The organism is Sediminibacterium salmoneum NBRC 103935 (assembly GCF_000511175.1).
Taxonomy (GTDB): domain Bacteria; phylum Bacteroidota; class Bacteroidia; order Chitinophagales; family Chitinophagaceae; genus Sediminibacterium; species Sediminibacterium salmoneum.
This window is the reverse complement of record NZ_KI866530.1, coordinates 1,367,621-1,387,740: the sequence shown is the minus strand read 5'-3', so window position 1 is coordinate 1,387,740 and position 20,120 is coordinate 1,367,621. Positions and strand designations below refer to the sequence as shown.

General features: G+C 40.1%; 17 protein-coding genes and 2 pseudogenes. 10 read left to right on the top strand and 9 right to left on the bottom strand.

The genetic code is table 11. The annotated features are described in order from the left end of the window. The 7 genes from P767_RS0106610 to P767_RS0106580 all read left to right on the top strand — a co-directional run bounded on the left by P767_RS0106610 (position 1) and on the right by P767_RS0106580 (position 9,648). On the top strand, positions 1 to 3,660 hold the full coding sequence (locus tag P767_RS0106610) for a gliding motility-associated C-terminal domain-containing protein (RefSeq protein ID WP_026763886.1): 3,660 nt from the start codon (positions 1 to 3) through the stop codon (positions 3,658 to 3,660). A 15-nt stretch (positions 3,661 to 3,675) separates the two neighbouring features. Next, a complete protein-coding gene (locus P767_RS0106605) occupies positions 3,676 to 4,707 on the top strand; it encodes a PorP/SprF family type IX secretion system membrane protein (protein WP_026763885.1) in 1,032 nt (343 codons plus the stop codon). A 42-nt stretch (positions 4,708 to 4,749) separates the two neighbouring features. Beyond that, the gene (locus P767_RS0106600; RefSeq protein ID WP_026763884.1) at positions 4,750 to 6,042 is read left to right on the top strand and encodes an aminopeptidase P family protein; all 1,293 of its coding nucleotides are present in this window, start codon (positions 4,750 to 4,752) and stop codon (positions 6,040 to 6,042) included. A 1-nt stretch (position 6,043) separates the two neighbouring features. Continuing rightward, positions 6,044 to 6,802 (top strand): CDP-diacylglycerol--serine O-phosphatidyltransferase, encoded by a 759-nt coding sequence (pssA, locus tag P767_RS0106595; protein WP_026763883.1) that lies wholly within the window; start codon positions 6,044 to 6,046, stop codon positions 6,800 to 6,802. Then, entirely contained in the window at positions 6,799 to 7,047 is a 249-nt protein-coding gene (gene purS / locus P767_RS0106590) for a phosphoribosylformylglycinamidine synthase subunit PurS (protein WP_026763882.1), read from the top strand. The genes pssA and purS overlap by 4 nt, the downstream gene beginning before the upstream one ends. A 1-nt stretch (position 7,048) precedes the next feature. Beyond that, positions 7,049 to 7,717 (top strand): 16S rRNA (cytidine(1402)-2'-O)-methyltransferase, encoded by a 669-nt coding sequence (gene rsmI / locus P767_RS0106585; RefSeq protein WP_026763881.1) that lies wholly within the window; start codon positions 7,049 to 7,051, stop codon positions 7,715 to 7,717. A 68-nt stretch (positions 7,718 to 7,785) separates the two neighbouring features. Beyond that, positions 7,786 to 9,648, top strand: coding sequence for a M1 family metallopeptidase (locus tag P767_RS0106580; protein WP_026763880.1), 1,863 nt, complete (start codon positions 7,786 to 7,788; stop codon positions 9,646 to 9,648). A gap of 77 nt (positions 9,649 to 9,725) precedes the next feature. Here the strand turns inward: P767_RS0106580 and rsmG are convergent, their stop codons facing one another. The 3 genes from rsmG to P767_RS16180 are packed head-to-tail and all read right to left on the bottom strand — an operon-like array spanning position 9,726 to position 11,478. Next, positions 9,726 to 10,382, bottom strand: coding sequence for a 16S rRNA (guanine(527)-N(7))-methyltransferase RsmG (gene rsmG / locus P767_RS0106575; protein ID WP_245586852.1), 657 nt, complete (start codon positions 10,380 to 10,382; stop codon positions 9,726 to 9,728). Further along, the gene (locus P767_RS18805) at positions 10,352 to 10,756 is read right to left on the bottom strand and encodes a glycosyltransferase family 2 protein (protein WP_245586851.1); all 405 of its coding nucleotides are present in this window, start codon (positions 10,754 to 10,756) and stop codon (positions 10,352 to 10,354) included. The genes rsmG and P767_RS18805 overlap by 31 nt, the downstream gene beginning before the upstream one ends. After that, positions 10,726 to 11,478 carry a glycosyltransferase gene (locus tag P767_RS16180; protein WP_245586850.1) on the bottom strand — a complete coding sequence of 251 codons (753 nt, stop codon included), beginning with the start codon at positions 11,476 to 11,478 and terminating at the stop codon, positions 10,726 to 10,728. Before P767_RS16180 ends, P767_RS18805 begins: the two co-directional genes overlap by 31 nt. Positions 11,479 to 11,515: 37 nt before the next feature. Here P767_RS16180 and tgt point away from each other — a divergent pair, with 37 nt between their 5' ends. The 3 genes and pseudogenes from tgt to P767_RS0106555 all read left to right on the top strand — a co-directional run bounded on the left by tgt (position 11,516) and on the right by P767_RS0106555 (position 15,348). Next, the gene (gene tgt, locus P767_RS0106565) at positions 11,516 to 12,655 is read left to right on the top strand and encodes a tRNA guanosine(34) transglycosylase Tgt (RefSeq protein WP_026763878.1); all 1,140 of its coding nucleotides are present in this window, start codon (positions 11,516 to 11,518) and stop codon (positions 12,653 to 12,655) included. 255 nt (positions 12,656 to 12,910) lie between these two features. Beyond that, positions 12,911 to 13,929: pseudogene (locus P767_RS16175) on the top strand (LptF/LptG family permease). Between the two features lie 96 nt (positions 13,930 to 14,025). Then, positions 14,026 to 15,348 (top strand): citrate (Si)-synthase, eukaryotic, encoded by a 1,323-nt coding sequence (locus tag P767_RS0106555; protein WP_026763877.1) that lies wholly within the window; start codon positions 14,026 to 14,028, stop codon positions 15,346 to 15,348. 72 nt (positions 15,349 to 15,420) lie between these two features. On the opposite strand, the gene P767_RS0106550 is transcribed toward P767_RS0106555, so the two are convergent. The 6 genes and pseudogenes from P767_RS0106550 to P767_RS0106520 all read right to left on the bottom strand — a co-directional run bounded on the left by P767_RS0106550 (position 15,421) and on the right by P767_RS0106520 (position 20,007). Further along, the gene (locus P767_RS0106550) at positions 15,421 to 16,239 is read right to left on the bottom strand and encodes an IS3 family transposase (RefSeq protein ID WP_026751387.1); all 819 of its coding nucleotides are present in this window, start codon (positions 16,237 to 16,239) and stop codon (positions 15,421 to 15,423) included. A 220-nt stretch (positions 16,240 to 16,459) separates the two neighbouring features. Next, positions 16,460 to 16,640: pseudogene (locus P767_RS18315) on the bottom strand (IS3 family transposase); the annotation flags it as partial. A gap of 96 nt (positions 16,641 to 16,736) precedes the next feature. Next, the gene (locus P767_RS0106540; RefSeq protein WP_152530884.1) at positions 16,737 to 17,534 is read right to left on the bottom strand and encodes a hypothetical protein; all 798 of its coding nucleotides are present in this window, start codon (positions 17,532 to 17,534) and stop codon (positions 16,737 to 16,739) included. Positions 17,535 to 17,565: 31 nt separating this feature from the next. Further along, positions 17,566 to 18,174, bottom strand: coding sequence for a DUF6252 family protein (locus tag P767_RS0106535; RefSeq protein WP_152530885.1), 609 nt, complete (start codon positions 18,172 to 18,174; stop codon positions 17,566 to 17,568). Positions 18,175 to 18,176: 2 nt separating this feature from the next. Then, complete coding sequence (locus tag P767_RS17590; RefSeq protein ID WP_026751459.1) at positions 18,177 to 19,067, bottom strand: MORN repeat-containing protein; 891 nt, start codon at positions 19,065 to 19,067, stop codon at positions 18,177 to 18,179. 10 nt (positions 19,068 to 19,077) lie between these two features. Beyond that, positions 19,078 to 20,007, bottom strand: a complete 930-nt coding sequence (locus P767_RS0106520; RefSeq protein WP_026751460.1) for a tetratricopeptide repeat protein — start codon at positions 20,005 to 20,007, stop codon at positions 19,078 to 19,080. Between the last annotated feature and the right edge of the window lie 113 nt (positions 20,008 to 20,120).

Genomic DNA, 20,120 nt, shown 5'->3' with positions numbered 1-20,120 from the left:
GTGAATTTGAAATACATCAGCCTGATATTGATTTTCTGCATTGGATTTATTCGTGTTCATGCGCAAGGATACCTGGATTTTGTAGAAAACAAGGGACAATGGGAATCTTTTATTCAGTTTAAAAGTGAATTGTCGGCCAGTGCATTTGCATTAACCAAAAACGGATACAGGGTATTGCAACACAATGTGGACGATTATGCAGCCATCGCCGGATCGAAGCATACACAATCAGTTCATGGCGAACCTTCGGTTAAATCGGAAGTGACTCCTAAATTTCAAACAGGCAATGATCAACTGTTATTGCGTTCTCACGCTTATGATGTTAAGTTTTTGAATGCAAATCCCAATCCCCAGATTATTAAGGAAAAACCAGTAGCGGGTATCAGTAATTATTTTATTGGGAATGATCCTGCTAAATGGGCAACGGCTGTGAAAACTTTTCAGTCGGTAACCTATAAAAATATGTACCCCAATATTGATATCCGATATTACACCAATAATGGGGTACTGAAATATGATATTATTGTACATCCTGGAGGTGATCCATCAAAGATCATTTTGTTTTATGAGGGAACCAATGGTCTCTCTTTAAAGAATGGTGCTTTACAAATCAAAACTTCTGTTGGAACATTACAGGAAACGATTCCCTATAGTTATCAATTATCTGAAGCAGAAAGAAAAGAAATTGATTGTGCCTATGAAGTGAAGGGTAATCTGGTTCAAATAAAAGTTAAGAATACTTACGATAAATCAAAGACATTGGTGATTGATCCCCAGCCTGTTTTTATAAGTTATTCCGGAAGTATTGCGGACAACTGGGGGTTTACAGCAACCTACGATTTATTAGGTAATTTCTATGCCGGAGGGGTAGTATTCAGTTCAGGATTTCCTACCACAACTGGGGCTTTTCAAAGAAATTACGGGGGGGGCATCAGCGAAAATGGTTTGCCTTCCGGCTTTGATATAGGGATATTGAAATTTGAACCCGGTGGAACCAGTCTTATTTATGCAACCTATAGTTGGGGAACGGGGAACGAACAGCCGCACAGTCTGGTAGCGGATCCTGCGGGCAATTTGGTTATAGCAGGCAGAACCTCATCCATCAACAATTATCCAACCGATAGCAGGTTTCCCTTGTACGGATCCGGTGGGGGAACGCTTGATATTGTTCTTACAAAGCTGAATCCCAATGGTACTGCTTTAATCGGGTCTTTGCGTATTGGCGGAAGCGGAAGGGACGGAGTGAATATACGTCCCAACTATGAAACACCTTTGGGTCCTGAAACTACCCGGAGAAATTATGGTGATGATGCCAGAAGTGAAGTGATTTTTGATAATGAGGGAAATATTTTATTGGCATCTGTAACACAATCTGTTGATTTTCCAACAAGCACAGGTGCTTTTCAAAGAAGCAGTGGCGCTGCAAGATCAAACGGAAGGATGCAGGATGGCGTACTGATAAAATTAAATTCAACACTTTCACAAGTGATTTTTTCCAGTTATCTGGGAGGTAATGATGATGATGCTGCTTTTGTATTAGCCATAAATCCTGCCAATAATAATATTTATGTTGCGGGTGCAACAGCAAGTGATAATATGCCTGCCAGAGCCAGTGCTGCTCCTGGTTTTCAGAATTTCAACGGAGGGGTAGATGGTTTCATCAGTATTGTATCTCCGGATGGTTCTGCCATTCAAAGCACTTCCTATTTTGGAACCAACCTGGTGGATGTTATTTTCGGTATACAGTTCGATCGTCAGGGCTTTCCTTATATTGTAGGAACAACAACCGGTTCGCTTACTCCTCAGAATTCACCTTATAATACTGCCAATCCCGGACAAGCAACAGGCAAACAGTTTATCGTTAAATTCCAACCTGATCTTTCCAGCATTATTTATTTAAGCAATTTTGGTGCTGCCGGTTCAACAACTCCCAATTTGTCCATTTCGGCATTTCTGGTAGACCGTTGCGGTAATGTATATGTTTCAGGTTGGGGGGGTAGCAATATCAATAGTTTCCCAACCAGTCCTATTACGAATCTCCCCATAACTTCCGATGCCTATCAATCCAATACGGACGGAGCTGATTTTTACTTCTTTGTTTTGGAAAGAGATGCACAAAGACAACTGTATGGATCCTTTTTTGGACAAACAGGAGGATTTGCTGACCATGTAGATGGAGGAACAAGCAGATTTGATCCTAATGGCACCATCTACCAATCTATTTGTTCCTGCAGAAGAAACGGAGACCCGAGCAGACCTATACTGGGAACAGGTGGGGCCTGGTCTACGGCCAACCGTAGTAATTCCTGTAATTTGCTTGCCATTAAAATTGCTTTCAATTTAGCCGGGGTAGGGGCTGGAATTAAAACTTCTATCAATGGAGTTCCCAGAGATACTTCCGGTTGTGTTCCCTTAACCGTTGTTTTTTCTGATACCCTTGAATTGGCCCGAACTTATCGGTGGGATTTTAATGACGGTTCCCCCGAAGTAACCACCAACAACTATTCTGTTACTCATACTTTCAATAATGTGGGTGTTTATCGTGTTCGGTTAATTGCAACTGATCCGGCATCCTGTAACGTGAATGATACGGCATTTATTACCATGCGGGTAAGAGCAGATGAAGCAACATTGGGCTTTACCCCAAATAAATTATTGCCCTGCGACTCCTTAAGCTATCGGTTCGATAATATATCTTTTGCATCAAGGCCTTTTGTTGCAAATGCTTTCCGTTGGGATTTCGGCGATGGAACCAGGCAGGTGGCGTCCTTTGGTCCGGTTACACATACCTACGCAGCACCCGGAACTTACAATGTTCGTTTGATTTTAATTGATACCAGTTTTTGTAATGAACTGGATAGTATTGAAACACAGCTCAGAATTTCACCTCTGGTGGATGCCAGATTTGAAACGCCTTCTCTGGGTTGCGCGCCTTATACGGCTGAGTTCAACAATACATCTTTGGCTGGTCGCAGTTTTATATGGGATTTTGGAGATGGAAATACTTCTACACAAACTTCTCCTCAGCATTTGTATACAGCCGTAGGTAATTATACGGTCAGGCTGATTGCAATTGATTCCTCTACTTGTAATATTGCCGATACTACCAGTTTTTTAATCAGTGTCAGAGGAAAACCGACCGCCGGCATTAGCTTCAGTCCTAATCCTACTGAACCCAATACACCTGTTACATTTACGAACAATAGTTTCGGTGCAGACAGATATAAATGGACTTTTGGGGATGGAGATAGTTTATTTGCCAATCGCATAGACACAACTGTTAAACATTTGTACAATGCAACCGGAACCTATAATGCCTGTGTGATTGCCATCAATGATGCCGGCTGTGCTGATACAAGTTGTGTTCCCGTTGCTATTACCATTGTTCCCGGCTTTAATGTTCCCAATGCGTTTTCTCCTAATGGAGATGGTGTGAATGACCGGATTTTTGTAAGAGGTTTTGGTATCTCAAAAATGAGCTGGCGGATTTATAACAGATGGGGAACCCTTGTCTATTTCGGATCCAGTTCTTCAGAAGGCTGGGACGGCACTTATAATGGAAAATTACAACCCCAGGAAGTGTATCATTATACACTTGAAATAGAATTTAGCAACAAGGAAAAAGCAACTAAAAAAGGTGATATTACCCTTCTGCGATAATACAGAAAATAAACCATGAAAGGATTGAAAATAACATATCGTTTGTTGGGTGTATTGCTGGGGTTGTTGTTACAGCAATGCGTTGCAGCGCAGGCATTGAATTATTCTCAATATTTTAATTCTCCCTTGCTGGTAAATCCGGCCAACACCGGATTTAATCCCGACTATGATTACCGTGCTGGTTTAAATTACAGAAACAGTTTTACTGCTGTTGGTGGGGGATACAAAACCATGGGCGTTTGGGCAGATGCCAAATTGTTTGCCAATCGTTTTGAAAATGGTTGGATGGGAATTGGAGGCAGCATTATAAAAGACGTAGCCGGAACAGGTCAGTTAACCGCTACAGGTGCTTCCCTCTCATTGGCATGGCATCAGATGCTGGGCTACAATAGTTTACTGAGTGCCGGATTTAGCGCCGGGGTAACCACTAAGCGGGTTGATATAGCAAAGCTGAATTTTGACAATCAATGGAACGGTCAGTTTTTTGATGTGTCAATACCTTCAAATGAACCTTTTGCTTTTAGTCAGGTAGGGTATTTGGATTTGAATATGGGATTGAATTATGCCTATTTCGCATCCGAAAATTTCTATTTCAATGCAGGGGTATCCATGATGCATATTAATCGTCCGAGAGAAAGTTTTTTTGCTGCCAATATCAGTGATGCAAGAGTGCCTGCAAGATTTAATTTTTTCGCCAATGCAAGTATTAAAGTAGAAGATATCTGGATACTAAATCCCAATATATATTTCAGTACCATTGGAAATAAAAATGAATTGGTAATGGGCATGAATGCCAATCGTAACTTAGGTGGAAACGGAGCACAGCAGATGATTGTAGGGCTTTATTATAGAAACAGGGATGCCATAATTCCCATGATTGGTTATTCCATTAATGATCTGCAGATTACGGTTAATTATGATGCAACCATTTCTTCATTAGGCAGATTGAATGCAACCAGAGGAGCGTATGAGTTATCCATCATAAAGCATGGTATTTTCCCCAGCTCGGGAGGGCGTTCTGTTAAATGTCCTACAGTTCGTTTTTAAGTGCCTCAAACTTTATATATTGCGTAATACAAACGATTGCGCATGAAATATTTTCCATTAGATTCAAACATTTTCATCAATAACAGAAAGCGTTTTGTACGCCAGATGACCACCAATAGTATTGCAGTATTTGTAAGCAATGACGAGTGGCCCGGAAATGGAGATGCCCTGCATCCATTTAAACAAAACAGTGATTTATTCTGGCTGAGTGGTATTGTTCAGGAAGATTCAATGGTGATACTGTTTCCAGACAATCCGGATCCCAAGTTTCGCGAAGTACTTGTGTTGGTAAGACCTAATGAACTGAAAGAAAAATGGGATGGGAAAAGACTGCGAGCTGAAGAAGCCAGAAAAATATCAGGCATTCAAACCATTGTTTGGTTAGATACCCTGGATGCCTTGTTACAGGGTTGGATTCATCTGGCAGATACCATTTATCTGGATAGCAACGAAAACGACAGAAAAGCTTCCAATATTCAAACCAGAGAATATCGCTTCATTGCAGAAATGAAAGCCCTTTATCCCTTACACCAGTTTATGCGTGCGGCTAAAATAATGAAAGCCATACGCGCCATTAAAACAAAGGAAGAAATAGAAGTGGTTCAGAAAGCCATTGATATTACAGATCTGACATTCAGAAGAATCATGAAATTTGTAAAACCTGGTGTACATGAATATGAAGTTGAGGCTGAAATCTGGCATAGCTTTCTAAGCAATCGTGCAACTGGCCCGGCATATGGAAGTATTATTGCCAGTGGCGATAATGCCAGAACACTCCATTATGTTTCTAATAATGCAGTCTGCAAGGATGGAGATTTATTGTTGATGGATTTTGGTGCTGAATATGGGGGCTACTGTGCGGATTTAACCAGAACCATTCCTGTTAATGGCAAGTTTACCAAAAGACAGAAAGAAGTTTACAATGCCTGTCTTCATTTACACAACTATGCCAAGTCAATTTTAAAACCAGGCATCAATATTCTGGATTATACCGATAAAGTGGGGGAGGAAGCCACCAAACAGTTTATTAAAATTGGTCTGATTACAAAGGCCGATGTAAAAAATGAAGACAAGGAAAATAGAGCGTATCGCAAATATTTGTACCACGGTATTTCGCATCACCTGGGTGTAGATGTACATGATTTGGGTACCAGAACCGAACCTATTCAGGCGGGTATGTTATTTACAATTGAACCTGGTATTTACATTGAAGAAGAAAAAATGGGAGTCCGAATTGAAAATAATTTCTGGATAACCAAAAACGGGAATAATGATTTGATGAAGAATATCCCGATTACTGCAGATGAAATTGAATCATTCATGAAGCGTAAATAGCATGAAGCATATTCCAAATTGTTTTACGCTGTTGAATTTATTTTTAGGTGCAACAGCTATTTTGTACATATTGCAACCTGGCCTGACTTACCAGGCGGAAGGGGATGGCTTGGTGAGTATTCCTGAAAAAATGATGTGGGCCAGCTGGCTCATTTTTGCGGCTGGTCTGGTTGACTTTCTGGATGGATTTGTAGCTCGCTGGATGAAACAGGCTTCTGAAATGGGAAAACAATTGGATTCTCTTGCCGATGTAGTGAGTTTTGGGGTTGCACCAGCCATGATTGTCCTTCAGTTTCTGCGTTTTTCCTATTCAAGTTCAGAAGGTGGATTAGATATCACGGAATGGGCATTATTACCAGCATTGTTATTGCCTTGCGCTGGTGCATACCGACTGGCCCGTTTTAATTTAGATACGTCAAAGTCGGTTGGGTTCAAAGGAATTCCCATTCCCGCTGCCGGAATTCTGCTGGCCTCCTTTCCATTGGTTAACTGGTATGCCAAAGATGCCTGGGTAATGGATTTGCTTTTGAAACCATGGTTATGGTATGGTCTTATTGTGTTCCTGAGTTTTGGGATGATTTCAACTATACCCATGCTGGCTTTGAAATTCAATGGTATCAGTTTCACTAAAATATTACCCTTTTTAATCATTTTGGCTATTGCCTTGCCGGTTGCTTTTCTTTTTGGCTGGCTGGCAATTTCGGCAGGGTTTATTGCTTATGTAATTCTATCTTTGTTCTTTAAATCAACCGAATCATGAAGTTTGAAGTAGCCATCAATGTAATGCCTTTAAAAGATTTATTAGACCCTCAGGGTAAAGCCGTTTTAGGAGGGTTGGCCAATTTAGGCATAAACCAGGTTGAAGACGTAAGAGTGGGAAAACGCATTACCCTATCGGTTGAAGCCGGATCTGCAGAAGAAGCAAAATTGATTGCTGAAAAAGCGGCTAAACAACTACTGGCTAATCAGGTGATGGAGTTTTTTGAGATCAGTATAAACGCATAATTTGCTTTATTTAGTTCCTACACCTTTAGGCAATCTGAAGGACATTACTTTACGCGCACTGGAAGTACTGAATGCGGTGGATGTTATTCTTTGTGAAGACACCAGAACTTCATCTAAGTTGTTGCAGCATTATGCCATTCAAAAGCCATTAAGTCCGTATCATCAGCATAATGAACATAAAATTGTATCTCATATAGCCGATCAGCTGGAAGCAGGTAAAACCATGGCATTAATAACCGATGCGGGCACACCTGGAATTTCTGATCCGGCTTTTCTGATAGTTCGCGAATGCATACAAAGGAAAATTAAAGTGGAGACTTTGCCGGGTGCAGTAGCTTTTGTGCCTGCATTGGTAAATAGTGGATTGCCAACCAACCGGTTTGTATTTGAGGGCTTTTTGCCTTTGAAAAAGGGCCGGCAGACCCTATTGAAAAAACTGGCTAACGAAGAAAGGACCATGATTTTTTATGAGAGTCCCATGCGATTAGTAAAGACGCTCGAAGAAATGGCGAAATATTTTAGCGAGGAGAGAAAATGTTCTGTTGCCAGAGAACTAACCAAAATATTTGAGGAGAATCAACGAGGAACTTTAATAGAAGTTGCAGAATATTTTAAATCTAAATCGGTGAAAGGTGAAATTGTACTGGTAGTTGATGGCTTGCCTGATTAGAATTCTCAAATTAATTTCGGAAATTTACCTTCCTTTATTTTATTCATTGCTAACGATAAATCAATACCATGCCTAGATTGACGCAATTTTTATTTTTTAGTTTACTGTTGATCAGTACAGCAGTTACAGCACAACCCGACCGCTGGCAACAGAAGATTAAATACACCATGAATGTAAATATGGATGTAACTACCAACCGTTTTACCGGCACACAGAAAATAGATTATTTTAACCAATCTCCGGATACTTTGAACAAGATGTTTATGCATTTGTACTGGAATGCTTTCCAGCCCAATAGCAGCATGGATGTCAGAAGCAGGGAATTAGGAAAAACCAAATTGTCTGATCCCCGTAGGAATAATGATGGTTTGGATTGGGATGCTAGGGTTAAAGATCGTATCAGCAAACTAACACCCGATGAAATCGGATACCAGCGGGTAAAATCGGTTACCATTAATGGAGTTGCGCAGTCTTTGAAAGAGCATGAAACCATTCTGGAAATTGTGTTGTCCAAACCCATTCTTCCTAAATCGAAAATTACATTGGATGTAGTTTTTGAAGCTCAGGTTCCTGTTCAAATCAGGAGAAGTGGCAGAGATAATGCAGAAGGTATTCGCTATAGTATGGCACAATGGTACCCCAAGGTAGTGGAGTATGATTACCAGGGCTGGCATGCCAATCCTTATATAGCCAGAGAATTCTACGGTGTATGGGGCGATTTTGATGTGAATATCACCATCGATAAAAACTATATGGTAACCGCTGGCGGAGATTTACTGAATGCCAATGAAATTGGATTTGGATATGAAGCCAAAGGCGTAACTGTGAAACCTGCATCTGGTAAAACCTTAACCTGGAAATGGCAGGCCAATAATGTGCATGACTTTATGTGGGCAGCCGATCCCGAATACAAAATGATTACCAGAACAACTGAAGGTGGTCCGCTGTTGCGTGTTGTTTATAAGAAAGTGGATTCCTTAGAAAATCGCTGGCAGAAAATGGCAGATACCTGTGCTTTGGTATATCCGATTATTGCAAAAACTTTCGGAGCATATCCTTATAAGACTTATACGTTTGTTCAGGGTGGCGATGGTGGTATGGAATATCCAATGGCTACGCTTATTAAAAGTGCCAGCCTTGGAACAGCTATTCATGAATGGATGCATAGCTGGTATCAGATGATTTTAGGCAGCAATGAAGCCTTATATCCATGGATGGATGAAGGGTTTACTGATTATTCAAGCACCCGTGCTTTGGCCACATTGCGCAACAGCCCGGGCTTCTGGTATAACGGAACTTACATGGGGTATATCAGACTGGCAAGAAGTGGATACGAAGAACCTGCAAGTACCCATGCCGACCATTTCAATACCAATTATGCTTATAGTTCTGCAGCTTACAGCAAAGGAGCTGTTTTTATTGAGCAACTCGGATACATTACAGGTGCCACAGTAAGAGATAAAATTTTATTGGACTATTATAATACCTGGAAATTTAAACATCCTAATCCAAATGATTTTATTCGTATTGCAGAAAAGGCAAGTGGTTTAGAGTTGGACTGGTACAAGGAATATTGGATCAACAGTACCAAGACTATTGACTATGCAGTAGGAGATATTGCAATGGTTAACAATAAAACTTCCATCACCATCAAGCGTTTAGGTAAAATGCCCATGCCGGTAGATGTACTGGTGACTTTTAAAGATGGCAGCCAGGAAATGCATTATATGCCATTGGATATTATGTATGGATCAAAAGCAGCTGAGTCTGCTGTTCCAAGAACCATGCACACTCCATGGAAATGGACTCACCCCGACTACAGCTTTAATACATCCAGAGCCATATCAGATATAAAATCCATCGAGATTGATCCTAGCCAACGTTTGGCAGATATCAACAGAACCAATAATAAACTGGTGATTCCTGATTAAAAGGTATTGCCAGAATATAAAAACCCGCATTCGTTATTTATTGCGGGTTTTTTATTGTTTTTATTTTACTGAATAATTTATTTGGCAACGTGTAAAATGTATTTTTCCTCAAAGTATTCTTCCGGAAAAATTTTCACAATGGGCATCATTTTAGGCCTGGCACCACTTTCAAATATTTCCTGATTTAAGTCGCCCCCCTTTAAACAGATTAATCCATTTCTAATACTACCATCTGAAATAGTACCTGTAGGTTTTTTAATTAAGGGCATACTCCATTTTAATAACTCTTTTAAAGGAGCAACAGCTCTTGAAACAGCAAAGTCAAATTTCCTATTGGTAATATCTTCTGCCCTGGAATGCTTGGTAGTTATGTTTTTTATGCCTGCTGCTTCGCATACGGCATCTACTACTTTTAATTTTTTTGCAATACTGTCTACCAGAAGAAATTCTACTTCAGGGAAAAAAATGGCCAATGGTACGCCAGGGAAACCACCACCACAACCTATATCAATGATCTGCTGCCCTTTCTTAAAATCTGCGATGGCTGCAATACTTAATGAATGAAGTACATGGTGTAAATAAATACTGTCAATGTCTTTTCTGGAAATGACATTGATTTTGGCATTCCACTCTTTATACAATTCTTCTAGCATACCCAGCTGATGCAATTGCTGCGGAGTAAAATCATCAAAGTACTTGGTAATTAATCCCAGTTTTTGCGCGGCGCTTTCCATATAGCAGGTACAGTAAATAGGTAATAAAAAAACATCCAGATATCAAAAAACAGGAACCAGGGGTATAGGTCTTTTTCATTCAGTTTAGCCATTCCTTTATACAGGATGATAGCCTGTAATAAGAAACGAATAGCATAAACACCCAAGGCTAGTTGCCAGTTAAAGAAGATGATGGAAATAGCCAGAAGCGGGTAAACAAAAAATAAGGAAAAAGAATAGAGCCCCAGTAAAAACTGATGAATGGGTTTGTAGTATTTTCCTGTAGTATAATGTCTGTATTTCTGTGTCATCCATTCACCCCAGGTTGTTTTGGGATCACTTAGGGTGTGCGCATCATGATCCATTAATACAGCCGTATTGGAACCAGTTGCCACCTGATTGATAAATAAATCGTCATCTCCGCTAGGGATTTGATTGATGGAAGAAAATCCTTTATTCTTAAAAAAGAAAGTTCTTTTTTGTAGCTCAGGTTTCTGCCTACGCCCATATAGGGCTTACCAGCCAAAGCGTAAGAAAAATACTGCATAGCTGTATGAAAAGTTTCAAATCGAATCAGCTTATTGAGTAAGCCGGGTTTTTTGTGATAAGCTCCATAACCCAGTACAATTTCTGTTTCCTCGTCGTAAGCGTCCTGCATTTTTTTAATCCAGTTTTCGGAAGCGGGAACGCAGTCTGCATCTGTGAGTAAGACAATTTCATATTTGGCGCTCTTGATTCCCATGGATAAAGGGAACTTTTTACCACTGATCATTTTGGCTTCCTGGGTAAGCTCAATCATGTTCAGGTTTTTAAAGGAGCGTTTGAATTCATCAATTACATATTTACTCTCGTCGGTTGAGTTGTCGTTAACCAAAACAACTTCGTGAGTAGTTGGGTAGTCCTGAACCAAAACCCCGGGAAGGTTTTTCACAAGGTTATGCGCTTCGTCTCTTGCACAAATAATTACAGATACGGGATGTTCAACAGATACTTCTTTTTCCTTATTATGATAATAAGCCATTCTTCTGAAGAAGTATAAGTAATAAAATGCCTGAATGGCAATAACGGTACAAAAAAGCCCAAAACAAATGGTCCAGACAATATCGGGTATGATCATGCCGCAAAAATAGGGCAAAGACCAGTACTTTTGCAGGATGGCTGCACTAAGTTATTCACTTGAACATACCGCAAATGGAACCGCTGCAAGAGCGGGCACCATTCAAACCGATCATGGTCAGATTCAGACTCCAATTTTTATGCCCGTTGGTACTGTAGGCTCAGTAAAGGCAGTTACCCAGCAGCAGCTGAAGCTGGATATTCAAGCACAGATAATATTAGGTAATACGTATCATTTGTATTTAAGACCCGGTACGGCCGTACTGGAAGCTGCCGGTGGCTTACACCGCTTTAATGGATGGGATCGACCTATTTTAACAGATAGTGGCGGATACCAGGTTTTTTCACTGGCAGCCAACCGGAAAATTAAAGAAGAAGGAGTTGTTTTTCAATCTCATATTGACGGGAGCAGACATTTGTTTTCGCCCGAGTCGGTAATGGATATTCAGCGGAGTATCGGGGCAGATATTATCATGGCTTTTGATGAATGTCCGCCATATCCCAGTACGTATGAGTATGCCAGAAAAAGCATGGAATTAACCCATCGTTGGCTGGACCGATGCATTGCCCGCTTAGCTGAAACACCTGATAAATACGGGTATACACAGAATTTATTCCCTATTGTTCAGGGAAGCACCTACAAAGATTTACGAAAAGCTTCCTGTGAGTACATTGCTTCACGCAATGCTGTGGGTAATGCCATTGGTGGGTTAAGTGTGGGAGAGCCGGAAGAAATGATGTACGAGTTTACCGCACTTTGCACCGAAAATCTGCCTGTAGATAAACCCCGTTATTTAATGGGAGTAGGAACACCCTGGAATTTACTGGAGTGCATCGATTTAGGAATTGATATGTTCGATTGTGTAATGCCTACCCGTAACGGTAGAAATGGCATGCTGTTTACAACGCAGGGTGTAATCAATATCCGAAATAAAAAGTGGGCAACCGATTTCAGCAGCATTGATCCTGGTTTGCCTTCTGAACCCAGTCAGTATTATACAAAAGCCTATTTGCGCCATTTGTTTGTAGCAGAGGAAATTCTGGGATTGCAGTTGGCCAGTATACATAACCTCAGTTTTTATTTGTGGTTAGTGGGTGAAGCGAGAAAGCATATACTGGACAATAGTTTTGCAAGCTGGAAAAAGGAAATGCTAGAAATAGTGAAGCGGCGGTTGTAATCTCCCCCCGGAAAAAAGGCTGTGGATAAGCGCAGCGCATTTTAATATTTATTCACTTTCATCTTAAAAGTCATGCAGGTTGAAGGAGTGTGATTATTTTAGTAATACTTACTAATCCGCTACCTACTGAAGCCCAGAAATTGTACATCCATTTTAATGGATGTATTTTTTTATCTTTGAATGAATGAAGAAGCTTGATTGGTACATACTCAGAAAATTTCTTACCACCTTCTTCTTTGCTATTTTTTATTCGCGGTGATAGCGGTGGTTGTTGATGTTAGTGAAAAAACAGACGACTTTGTTCGTTCCCAATTAGGATTCAAACGAATTGTAACAGACTATTATGCAGGATTCATTCCGCATATCATTGCTTTGCTGTTCCCGCTTTTTGTTTTTATTGCGGTGATTTTTTTACTTCCAAAATGGCGGGCAACAGTGAGATTATTGCCATACTTGCCAGCGGCACCGGCTATTCCAGGTGGTTAAGACCCTATTGGATTGGTGGGATAATCATGGCTACTATTTTGTGGTTTGCCAACCAGTATGTGGTACCTAAAGCCAATGTGCTAAGGGGAAATTTTGAAGCCAAATACATCGATGCCAATTCAAGCTATAATGCCTTACTGGGTCAGTCCAATCATATTTATCTGCGGATAGATTCTTTTACCTATGCAGGTATCCACTATTATGATACTTTGGTAAAAAGAGGGGGACCTGTTTTTTTGTATACAGTAAAGGGTAACGAAGTGGTAGAGAATCTAAGAGCAGAATCCATCATCTGGGATACTGCTTCGCGGAAATGGAAAATGGATGTTGTATTTGACAGAAAGCTTCAACCCATGCAGGAACAAGTGGTTCAGGAAGCTACCCGCCTCATGAACTTTAATTTTAAGCCATCCGACTTAACAAGAGACAAATACACAAAAGACAAATTGACCACCCCGGAATTGTCCCGTTTCATTGCGCTGGAAGAATTGCGGGGATCTGAAGGTTTAAATAGTTTAAAAGTAGAGCGGTATCGCAGGGATGCCACTTGCGTAACGGTCATTTTACTTACGCTTATTGGTGCCATAGTTGCCGGACGTAAAGTCAGAGGAGGAAGTGGGGTACACCTGGCGGTGGGATTTGTGACCGCTGCCTTATTCATCGTTACAGACCGTTTTTCAACCATTTTCTCCACAAAGGGTGATTTACACCCCTTGCTGGCAGCATGGATACCCAATATGATATTCCTGCTGGTTGTGGCGTACTTGTATCGTAAGGCTCCAAAATAATTATTTGTGAAAATTTAGAACCAGATTGGCATTGATTTTGTTACAGTTGCAACTTCAATTACCTTTGAAAAACAGATTATCTAACAATAGATTGCCATGGGAATAATTAAAGAAAGGTTTAAAGCAAAAGCTGATATAGCTTCCGCTGAAATCAAATCCATTTTAAAAGATCACGGAAATAAAAAAATTGGTGAAGTTACTCTTGCCCAAATTTATCAGGGTATGAGAGGTATTACCGGTTTAGTAACTGAAACCAGTTTACTGGATGCTCAGGAAGGTATCCGATTTAGAGGCTACTCTATTCCTGAATTACAGGAGAAGCTGCCAAAAGCACCCGGTGGAGGGGAACCTTTACCAGAGGGATTGTTCTACCTGATGTTAATGGGAGAATTGCCCACTGAGGAGCAAGTGAACCATATTACCAGTGTGTGGCAGAGAAGAAGCCATGTTCCGAACCATGTTTTTGCTACCATTGATGCGCTTCCGCTGAATACGCACCCAATGACCATGTTTGTAGTGGGTGTCATGGCTTTGCAGACTGAAAGCAATTTCGCCAAGGAATATGCAAAGGGAATGAATAAAAAAGATTACTGGGATGCAACCTATGACGATGCAATGGATTTGATTGCCCGTTTGCCTAGAATTGCAGCGTATATCTACAGAAGAAAATATAGAAATAACGAACATATTCAACCCAATGGTTTGTTAGACTGGGCAGGAAATTTTGCCCACATGATGGGATATGACGATGAAAGCTTTAAGGAGTTGATGCGCTTATATATGACAATCCATGCAGATCACGAAGGAGGTAACGTATCCGCTCATACCACTCACCTGGTGGGTTCTGCATTAAGTGACCCATTCCTAAGCTATGCTGCGGGTATGAATGGTTTGGCTGGTCCTTTACATGGGTTAGCTAATCAGGAAGTGATCAAGTGGATTTTTGAAATGCAGGAAAAGTTGGGAACGGATAGTCCAAGTAAAGAGCAGATTGCACAATATGTGCAGGATACTTTGAATTCTGGCAAAGTAGTACCAGGATATGGTCATGCCGTGTTGCGTAAAACAGATCCGCGTTTCTCTGCACAAATGGAATTTGGCAAGAAACATATGCCGGATGATAAGCTGGTAAATACTGTTTGGAATATTTACGAAACAGTACCTCCAATTTTACAATCATTGGGTAAAATCAAAAACCCATGGCCGAACGTAGATGCTCATAGTGGTGCATTATTGGTACACTATGGTTTTGTTGAATATGAATTCTACACCGTGTTATTTGCAGTAAGCCGTGCATTGGGTGTAATGGCAAGCCTTTGCTGGGATAGAGTTTTGGGCTTCCCGTTGGAAAGACCAAAATCTGTAACTACAGAGTCTGTGAAATTATGGCTGGAAGGCAAAGACCAGATTTGGGAGTAATTGCTATTATGGCTTGAAAGCCTTGAATTGTCCTGAAATAGGTTGACAGTTTTAAAATAAGTCCCGGTTGCCTCAGGTAGCCGGGATTTTTTTGTTGTAGACCTGATCTGGCGTTTTCATTTGAAGTGCTAGATGTGGTCTTTTGTTGTTATATAAAAATACACTTTCTTGAACTAACTGTTTGACCTGTTCTTTACTTTTCAATTTCCGATCCATTCCAAATTCTTCTTTTATGGTACGGTTCATTCTTTCGGCTAATGCATTTTCGTAAGGGTCTCCATTTTCTGTCATGCTTAATTGTATATTATTTTTTGCTGTCATTAGCACATATTCCTTGCTACAATATTGCAATCCTCTGTCTGAATGATGGATGGTTGACATACTTGGGTTGTTTCGTTGTGTTACAGCCATTTTCAAGGCTTCAATCATACTTTCGGTTTCCATATTATCTTCAACAGCATAGCCCATGATTTTTCTGCTGTAGGCATCCGTTATCATGTTCAAATAACAATTTCCTTGTTCTGTCTTGATGTATGTTATATCGCTTACCCAAACTTCATCCTGATGATTTATTGTTTTCCCCTTGATTTGATTAGGCCATTTTCTTAGCCAATGTTTACTCATGGTTGTTTGTGTGTAGCGCCTACGGGGATTGATTTGTAACCCATAATGACGCATTAAGCCAAAGAGCTTATCCCGACCAAACTTCAGTCCATTCTTCTGTAAATCTTCTTTAATCAGATAGTATACTTTGCGGGTTCCAATTCTAGGCAGTTGTTTTCTTTCCCTATCCACTAGCTTTTTGACAGCCTCTAGTGTTAACGTCTTTTTTATCCTATCTTTTTGCTGCTTGTATACATTTTGACGACTGTAACCTAAGACTAATGCTATTCTTCCGACGCTGTATTCTCTTCTTTTTCCCCCTGTTTGTCGGAAGCTGCTTGTGACAGGGGTAAGAACTTTTTTCTAATCTCAGTATCGAACATATCATCGGCAATATCTATGGCTCTATTTAATATCTCTTTCTCTGCTTCAAGCCGTTTGATCTTTGCTTCCAATTGCGATATGTACGTCTTCGGTGGTGCTTTCTTTTTCATGGGAGATTTACTAGTCCAATCTAAAGTTCCGTGTTTTCTTAACCATACCAAAACGGTACTTCTTCCCTGGATGCCATACTTCTTTTGACTCTGTTTCCAGGTTAAGTGCCCTTTTTCAACTTCATCAACTACCTGAAGTTTAAAGGATAAGCTGTAGTCCCTTTGGGTTCTCTTTAAATAATTGTTACTCTGCATAAGTCAACTTTTGTGTCAACTTATTTTAGGACGAGGCACCTTATAAAATTTTAAAGCCCGACCATTTGGTCGGGCTTTTTGCTTAATCAATCTTGTTTATTTGGCTGTTACGCCACCTATTTCACTTACAACTATTGGTTTTTTAAACATCTGTTGAATATCATATACGGTTTTGTTGGGGTACCATGTGTATTGGTAATCTTTCCCAACAATACCCGAATTATTAAATGCTTTAGCAGCCAATGCAGCTGTGCTGCTAATGTCATTCATGCTCTCTCCGTAAACCGGTGCAACATATTTATAAACGAAGTTGTCAAATGAAATAACAATACAGCCCAATGTTTTTAAAGGAGGAGAAACATCTGCAGGACGAAAGGGCGAATAAACTCTTAGTCGGATACTATTATCATCATCATCATCATAAATGATGCTGAAGGCAGTCTTTTTATTGATGGCGTATTGGTATCCTGTCCATTTAAAACTAGACTGTTTTGGGGATTTAATTTTAATTTTCTTAAGACCTGCTTCTTTGGCTGAACCATCTAAAATCAATTCCAGAGAGTCCTTAATAATATCATAATAGGGCTTCCCAGTTTTAAATAATTGAGTAAAATAAAACGCCTCATTTTCTGCTTCGTTGTACTTCGTTTTTTCCCTCGGCGGAAGATAGGTTAAACCTGCACTTTCCGTAATTCCAAAAAGCGCTCTTTTTGCGCTATAATACCTCCCGTAGGGTTTGTTGTCTGTAAGAGAATTAAAGGTTTCCGGAAATCCCTTTGCAGCATCTGCGATTAAAAAAACCAAATCAAATCTTAATTTACTGGAATTTGTTTCCTGAGCCTTCATGCTATGAGAAAGCAAGAATAAGGAGAGGATGACAATAATTTTTTTCATACTTTTTATGTTTTTTTAGACGACGTTGTTTTTATCTTGGGTCTATTCGACTTCTGGTTTCCAGCGGTAAATCAAAAATTCCATTGGTGATTTTCACGAGGTTCTTAGCATCCATGCTGCCGTCTTCTTTTTCTAATACACCGGTAAAGGAGAACCTGCCCTTGATTCGGTCTGTAGTGATTAGATCAATGATAATTTGTCCGCCCTTTACCCGACTTGCATCACTCCACCAATACGAGCTATTCCCATTTGCATTGGAAGAATATTCGGCTCTAACTATGAAGTTGCTTGCATCATCTTCTGGCACAATTTTATATTCTCCATTCGTAATCAGTTTGGTGGTATCTGATGGTGCAATATTCATCACGAGAATATTGGTGTTGAATATATCGGTAGATGTTTGCGCAGAAATGGAAATGGATCCGTCTTCTTTTACCCTGAAAGCAAGTAGCTTACTTGGATTGAACAACATGGGTTTACCATTTACCGAAACTGTAAAAATTCCGGGCGCGCCTTGTGGTGGAAGTGCATTCGTGTTTTGTGCGTTCGATTTCGAATGGATGGTTAGAAGTAAAAATATACTCCCGATTAAAAAAATGCTACGGCGTCTTTTGTTTACAAATTTTGATAATTTGATCATGATTATTTATTTGTTTTAATTCCTTTGCCCCCACAGTCTGTGCAGATATCCGGGAAAGATGTTCTGCCATAACGAGTAGTAGTAGTGTATCGGCCATTCAGATAGCGGTCAACCCCCACATTTTCAACAGTATTGGTAACACTTACCCTGGAATAGCCAGAAATGCCTTTGCCATTGCAGCGGGTACAGGTGGTAGGTTTTTGTGCGGCATCCATCTGGCTCATTTCTGCTTTCAGTTTGTCTGCCTTTGGATTTACAATTTTGGTGATTTTGCCATTCAGTATGGTCACCGTGGCTTCTGTATTGGGATAATAATAATTGCCAGTTTGCGGAGTACAGTCTTCATTTACTTTGCCTGTGAAGCTAACCGACTCCCTCGCATAATTGAATGTTCCTTCAACAGGCAGATCCTGATGAAATTTTCCCACGAAACTATTGCCACTTGCAAAAGTGAAAGTGCCGGTTCCATGTCTTTGTCCATTTTTAAATTGCCCGGAATATTTGTTTTTGCTCGGATAAATCATAACACCGGAACCATTTAAACAATCTCCGGAGGAACAGCCTTCTACATTAGGCATATGACCTCCTGTGATAACCATTTCTGTTTCGCGAACGATTTTTCCTTTCTCATACCAGACTTTTTTTGAAGTCCCTTTTTTATAAAAAACACCTTCTCCTTCTTCTGTTCCATTAACAAATTGGCCCTCATATTTTTCTCCATTCCCATAATCCATTACTCCGGCTCCATGAGGTTTGCCATTTTTAAAGCTACCAGTATATATTGCGTATCCGAAGTTGAAGCTGCCGGTTCCGTTGGTACAGTCCCCTTTAATGCATTGCGCATTGGCTGTAGATAGTAAAGCTAAAGAAGTAATAAATAAAATAGCCTTCATGTATTGGGTGTTATTGCTGTTTCTGCTGAAGTGATTCGGCTTTTTTTATGAACCGGTTGCCTTCATTCTGTTGACCTGTTCGAACCAGGGCCACACCGTAATAGGCATTTGCCATGATATGTTCGGGGTATTTGCTGACCATGTTTTTTGATAATTCAAGTAGTTTTTGCCAATTCTGCTGGTCAACATATACGGATGCCAGATTTCCCATTACATCCGGGTCCTCCTTGCGTTCCAATGAACCCTTGAACAATTTTTCGGCATTATTGAATTCTTTGTTTTGATAGGATGTAATGCCCATCAGGTTTAAGTCGTTGGGGGAATAGGAAGGATGATCTCCATTTGTGAAAATTTTATCAAACCAATTTTTTGCAGTTTTATAATCTGCAGGTCCAGCTGCAAAATATAATCCACGTCTGAGCCAAATCTCAGGTTTGGGGATGGAAGCAATTTTATCTGCCTCATCAAAATAACGGGTTGGATTAGCTTCTTTCAGATAGTAAGAAAAAAGTGCTGCATTGTAGTAATGTACTGGATCTGTTTTGTTAAGCAATATGGCATTTTCTTCGTCCGCTTTTGCCAAATCATAATTCTTCAATGAAGAATAGATTAAGGCTCTTTGTGAAAAAAGAGCAGCAGTTGGATTCTGAGAAATACCATTAGTGAGGTAAGACAAAGCTCTGTCCGTTAATCCCTTAGCTTCAAAGAAGAAAGCTAAACGTTGATAAGGGAGCATTTGTTTAGGCGAGAGGCTTATAGATTCCAGATACAATCTTACGGCTTCATTTTGATCGCCGGATGACCAGGCTTTATCAGCTGCCAGGTTCTTCTGTTTTGCTGCTTCACTTATTTGTGAAAAACCTGAAATATTTATGGATAATAAAATTCCTAAAGCAAATGACTTGATGTTATAAATTCCGCAGTACTTATATTTTCTCATATACGGCTGCAAAATATTATTATTTGCTCCCTAATTTATGGGCCGAACGGCCCATTTTGTATTCTGGTTATGAGAGGTAAAGGGCAATAAAAAAGCCCCATAAAGGGGCTTTG